Below are 4,983 nucleotides of genomic sequence, written 5' to 3'. Positions count from 1 at the left end.
TAAATGGAAGGCAAAGAGCGAGGGAACGCCCAAATAATTACAAAAAAAGCCCAACCAAAGTTGAGCTTGTATTTATCCAAAATAAAATGAATCGCGATCATTTAGAAAATTGAAATGCTTTCGAGTTTTATCTTGTTCTTCTTTATCAATTTCGAACTGTAAAATTTCGGGATGATTGTTAATTGTTTCCAAATCTTGTCCCAATGTATCAAATAAATGCGAATCGCCTTGATACTCGAGATTATAGCCATCTACGCCAATTCTATTTACACCAGCAATAAAAGCCATATTTTCGATTGCTCGAGCTTTTAGGAGTGAAATCCAAGCTTCTCGACGTGCTTTTGGCCAACTAGCGTTACAAAGTATCAAATCGTAGGGATTTTCCTCAGTATTGCGAATCCAAACTGGAAATCGTAAATCGTAGCAAACAATAGGACGAATTTGCCATCCTTTATAATCTATCGTTACAATTTTATCTCCTGCAGAATATACCCCAGCTTCTTTTCCGTAACTGAACAAATGTTTCTTATCGTAAATATAAATAGAGCCGCTTGGACAGATGAAATAAAATCGGTTATAGTATTTATCGTTTTCATGTGTAGAAATGCTTCCAGCAATCACAGAATTCAATTCTTTGGCTTTGTGTTGCATCCATTCGAAGGTTTCTCCAAAAGGTTTTTGACCAATTTTTTCTACATTCATCGAAAATCCCGAAGCAAACATTTCTGGTAGTAGTATAATATCAGTTTGATGATTGGCTAATAATTTACCTAAATAAGCGTGATTAGCTTTTGCATCTTCCCAGATTACATCGTATTGTATTAATGATATTTTAAGTTTATTTTGAATTTCCATTGTTGATATATTTTTGATCTAATTTTGGGTTATTAGATTGATTGATGATGTAATACATAAAGATAAATATAAAAAAACCAATAAATGAACCACCAACGGTATCAATCGCGAAATGACGTGACAAGTAGATTCTACTAATTGCGATACTCGGAAAATGGAGCGCAAAAAATAATTGTAACCATCTGTTTTTGGTTAATAAACATAAAGTAATCGAAATTATTGCGGCTGTTAATGAATGTCCCGAAGGAAAAGTTGAAGCCATTTGTATCGCATAATCTTTGACTAGAATAATGTCTATTTTTTTCTGTGTAAAATAATATCCAGGACGTAAAACTTGTTCGAAATAGACATTCTTAAAAAAGACACTAATTGTTGTTGCAATTGCTCCAGAAGCTAATAAATAATAAAAATATCTTCGAGTTGTTTTCCAAAATAGGTAACCAAGAAGTATAAAAAATAAATAATAGGTTCCGAAATCGGTATAAAAAACAAAGAGTTTATCGAGATAATGATTGCTGTATTGATTGAAATGCAGATGTAATTCGTCGCGTCCATAATATTGCGTCATAGCAATTGCAGCAAAATTGTAGATAAAAAAAACGACAAAAAATGGCCAAATTCTTAGAAATAAATCTTTTTGTTGATTCATTTGAGTTGGGTTTTTAAATAACATTTATGATGAGATTCCAAATAAGTCTAGAATGACATTCATTCAAATTTAAGCAAAAAAAAACTTGACTAAATAGCCAAGTTTTAAAACGTTTTAATATTGTTTAAAAAAATTATTTTACTTTTTCTACGATTGCTTTGAAAGCTTCTGGATTGTTCATCGCTAAGTCAGCTAAAACTTTACGATTTAATTCAATTCCAGCTTTGTGGATAGCTCCCATAAATTTAGAGTAAGACAATCCGTGTAATCTTGCTCCAGCGTTAATTCTTTGAATCCATAACGCACGGAAATTTCTTTTCTTTTGACGTCTATCGCGGTAAGCGTATACTAAACCTTTTTCTACTGCATTTTTAGCAACAGTCCAAACGTTTTTTCTTCTTCCGTAATATCCTTTTGCAAGTTTTAAAACTCTTTTTCTTCTAGCTCTTGACGCAACTGCGTTTACTGATCTTGGCATAATTTTTAATTTTTTTGTAGTGGGCGAGATTGCTCTGCTTTAAGGCCCATCGACAGGGTTAATAATGAATTAATAAACCAAATAAGAACACGTTCTTATTTTAATCTTAATTGTTGTTTTACTGAATGAACATCAGCTTGATCAACTAAACCAGTTTGAGTTAAATTTCTCTTTTGTTTAGTCTCTTTTTTTGTTAGGATGTGGCTTTTAAAAGCGTGTTTTCTTTTAATTTTACCTGTTCCTGTTAATTTGAAACGTTTTTTCGCTCCAGATTTTGTTTTTAATTTTGGCATGATTACAAATATTTAAAATTAAAACGTTTTTTATTTTTTGTAAGATGATAAGAACCTAATTATTTCTTAGGTCCCATCATCATAATCATTCTTTTACCTTCAAGTTTTGGCATTTGTTCTACTTTTCCAACATCTTCCAATTCTTGAGCTAAACGTAACAATAAGATTTCTCCTTGATCTTTAAAGATAATAGAACGTCCTTTGAAGAAAACATACGCTTTCAATTTTGAACCTTCTTCTAAGAAAGATCTTGCGTGACGTCTTTTGAATTCGTAATCATGATCATCTGTTTGAGGACCGAAACGAATTTCTTTCACGACAACTTTCTGCTGTTTAGCTTTAAGTTCTTTTTCTTTTTTCTTTTGTTCGTATAAGAATTTTTTGTACTCTACGACACGACAAACAGGTGGAATGGCTTTTTCACTGATCATTACCAAATCTAAACCTTGTTCTTCTGCAAGTTCTAAAGCTTTAGCTATTGGATATACACCAGGTTCTATACCTTCTCCAACAACGCGTACTTCTTTCGCGTCAATCTTATCATTGATCTTGTGTTGATCTTCCTTAATTACTCTGGCTGGACCTCTGCCGCCTTTTCTTCTAATTGCGATAGTTATTCTGTTTTAAATTATTTTAATTTGATTTGTTCTTTCATGAAGTCGATAAACGCTTGAATCGTCATCTCTCCTAAATCACCTTCTCCGTGTCTTCTTACAGAAACTGTACCGTTTTCTGCTTCTTTTTCACCGATGATTAACATGAAAGGAATTTTACCGATTTCGGCATCACGGATTTTTTTACCAGTTTTCTCGTTTCTACTGTCAATCAGTCCGTTAATTTCTTCTTCGGCCAGCAAATTTAATACTTTTTCTCCATATTCCACATATTTTTCGCTAATTGGTAAAATTGTGAATAAATCTGGTGTTAACCAAAGTGGTAAATTCCCTGCTGTATTTTCTAACAAAATGGCAATGAAACGTTCCATAGAGCCGAATGGCGCACGGTGAATCATTACTGGTCTGTGTTTTTCGTTGTCTGCTCCAGTGTAAGTTAAATCAAAACGATCTGGTAAATTATAATCCACTTGGATTGTTCCTAATTGCCATTGACGTCCTAATGCATCTTTCACCATAAAGTCTAACTTAGGTCCATAGAATGCAGCTTCGCCATATTCTACAACTGTTGGTAAACCTTTTTCTGCTGATGCTGTGATAATTGCTTGTTCAGCTTTTTCCCAGTTTTCGTCAGATCCGATGTATTTTTCTTTATTCTCTGGATCTCTTAATGAGATTTGAGCCGAATAATTATCAAATCCAAGATTTGTAAATACATATAATACTAAATCAATTACTTTTTTGAATTCTTCTAATAATTGATCTGGTGTACAGAATAAGTGAGCATCATCTTGAGTAAATCCACGAACACGCGTTAAACCGTGTAATTCTCCTGATTGTTCGTAACGATAAACTGTACCAAACTCTGCATAACGTTTTGGTAAATCGCGGTACGACCATTGAGAAGTTTTGTAAATCTCACAGTGATGCGGACAGTTCATTGGTTTTAACAAGAATTCTTCTCCTTCGTTTGGTGTTTTAATTGGCTGAAAACTATCTGCACCATATTTTGCATAGTGACCAGAAGTTACATACAATTCTTTTTGACCAATGTGCGGAGAAATTACCATTTCGTAACCCATTTTTTGTTGCTCTTTCAATAAGAAGTTTTCTAATTTTCTTCTCAAAGCAGCTCCTTTTGGTAACCAAAGTGGTAAACCTGCACCAACTTTTTCTGAGAAAGCAAATAAACCTAATTCTTTACCTAATTTACGGTGATCACGTTTTTTTGCTTCTTCTAATAACTCAAGATATTCTGTTAAATCTTTTTGTTTTGGAAATGTAATACCATAAACACGAGTCAACATTTTGTTTTTCTCGTCTCCACGCCAATAAGCTCCAGCAACATTCAAGATTTTTGCAGCTTTCACAATTCCAGTGTTTGGAATGTGTCCACCACGACATAAATCTGTAAAATTATCGTGTGTACAGAATGTAATATCTCCATCATTTAAGTTAGAGATTAATTCTGTTTTGTATTCATTGTCTTTATACGTTTCTAATGCTTCTGCTTTCGAAACTGAATATAATTTGAATTCAGCTTTTTTCTTTGCATTCTCTAACATTGCTTTTTCTACTTTCGCAAAATCAGCCTCTGTAAATTTATCCTCACCAAAATCAACATCGTAATAAAAACCTTTGTCAATCGCAGGTCCAATTGTTAATTTCGCATTTGGATAAAACTCTAAAATAGCTTGCGCTAATAAGTGAGCAGATGAATGCCAAAAAGCTTTTTTACCCATTTCATCATTCCAGGTTAACAATTTGATCGTTGCATCTGTGGTGATTGGGGTTGTTGTTTCAACTTGTTGATCGTTTACTATAGCCGAAATTACATTACGTGCTAAACCTTCACTAATGCTTAGCGCCACGTCCATAGGAGTTACGCCACTCTCATACTGTTTTACACTTCCATCTGGAAGAGAAATGTTTATCATCTTACTTTTAGAATTTGTACTAAGATGCAAAATTACGAATTTTCTGCAAGTTGACGAAATTTTTAAAGGGTTGATTTTAGCTAAAATATTAAGTAAATAGTTGAGCTATTGTTTTGAATGAAATTATCTTGTTTTCGATAAAATTAATATTGAATTA

At 33.0% G+C, this 4,983-nt stretch carries 6 protein-coding genes; all 6 read right to left on the bottom strand.

The window, feature by feature from the left end; translation table 11 throughout:
* Positions 1 to 72: 72 nt before the first annotated feature.
* Entirely contained in the window at positions 73 to 855 is a 783-nt protein-coding gene (locus N5E64_RS15390; protein WP_280038266.1) for a nitrilase-related carbon-nitrogen hydrolase, read from the bottom strand.
* A complete protein-coding gene (locus N5E64_RS15385) occupies positions 839 to 1,504 on the bottom strand; it encodes a phosphatase PAP2 family protein (RefSeq protein WP_160279613.1) in 666 nt (221 codons plus the stop codon). Before N5E64_RS15385 ends, N5E64_RS15390 begins: the two co-directional genes overlap by 17 nt.
* A gap of 133 nt (positions 1,505 to 1,637) precedes the next feature.
* Positions 1,638 to 1,982, bottom strand: coding sequence for a 50S ribosomal protein L20 (gene rplT / locus N5E64_RS15380; RefSeq protein WP_038337134.1), 345 nt, complete (start codon positions 1,980 to 1,982; stop codon positions 1,638 to 1,640).
* 95 nt (positions 1,983 to 2,077) lie between these two features.
* Positions 2,078 to 2,275, bottom strand: coding sequence for a 50S ribosomal protein L35 (gene rpmI, locus N5E64_RS15375; RefSeq protein ID WP_038337133.1), 198 nt, complete (start codon positions 2,273 to 2,275; stop codon positions 2,078 to 2,080).
* Between the two features lie 59 nt (positions 2,276 to 2,334).
* Positions 2,335 to 2,844, bottom strand: coding sequence for a translation initiation factor IF-3 (infC, locus tag N5E64_RS15370; protein ID WP_236688239.1), 510 nt, complete (start codon positions 2,842 to 2,844; stop codon positions 2,335 to 2,337).
* Between the two features lie 59 nt (positions 2,845 to 2,903).
* Positions 2,904 to 4,826, bottom strand: coding sequence for a threonine--tRNA ligase (gene thrS, locus N5E64_RS15365; protein WP_180905410.1), 1,923 nt, complete (start codon positions 4,824 to 4,826; stop codon positions 2,904 to 2,906).
* Positions 4,827 to 4,983: the final 157 nt, after the last annotated feature.

The organism is Empedobacter sp. GD03739 (assembly GCF_029843245.1).
In the GTDB taxonomy this organism is placed as follows: domain Bacteria; phylum Bacteroidota; class Bacteroidia; order Flavobacteriales; family Weeksellaceae; genus Empedobacter; species Empedobacter falsenii_B.
Note: the sequence above shows the minus strand (reverse complement) of the source record. Positions and strands in the feature narration are given on the sequence as shown.